Source organism: Mesorhizobium sp. M7A.F.Ca.CA.001.08.2.1, from assembly GCF_003998455.1.
Taxonomy (GTDB): domain Bacteria; phylum Pseudomonadota; class Alphaproteobacteria; order Rhizobiales; family Rhizobiaceae; genus Mesorhizobium; species Mesorhizobium ciceri.
This window is the reverse complement of the sequence record NZ_RZPW01001447.1, coordinates 1-512: the sequence shown is the minus strand read 5'-3', so window position 1 is coordinate 512 and position 512 is coordinate 1. Positions and strand designations below refer to the sequence as shown.

The following is a 512-nucleotide window of genomic DNA, read 5'->3' as shown; positions in this document are numbered from 1 at the left end:
GTTTCCGGCACGGCGCCGTTGATGACCTCCAGCGCCATTTCCGAGGATTTACGGGTGGCGACCTTCGGCTTGTCGGCCGACAGCTTCTTCTTGTAGTCGGCGATGACGGCGTCGAAATTCGACGGCAGCTTGCCGGCGAGGCGGCGTTCGAACTCGGCCTTCAAGTTGGGCTCGGCCTTGGCCAGGCGTCCCTCCCAGTCGGTGCGCGGCTTGGCGCCGGTTTTACCGGCGGCGCGCCATGCGTCAAGGATGTCGGCCGGAATCTCGAAGGGCGGCGAGTCCCAGTTGAAGAATTTGCGCGCACCGGCGATCTCGTCGGCGCCGAGCGGCGAACCGTGCGCCTTGTTGGTGCCGGCCTTGGTTGGAGCGCCGAAGCCGATGGTCGTCTTGCAGGCGATCATCGTCGGCTTGTCGGAGTGACGAGCGGCTTCGATGGCATAGGCGATGGCTTCCGGATCGGTGCCGTCGATGTGGCTGGCGTTCCAGCCCGAGGCCTGGAAGCGGGCGACCTG

At 66.0% G+C, this 512-nt stretch carries 1 pseudogene; it reads right to left on the bottom strand.

What is annotated here, in order from left to right:
* A pseudogene (locus EN914_RS37900) lies at positions 1-512 on the bottom strand (transketolase); the annotation flags it as partial.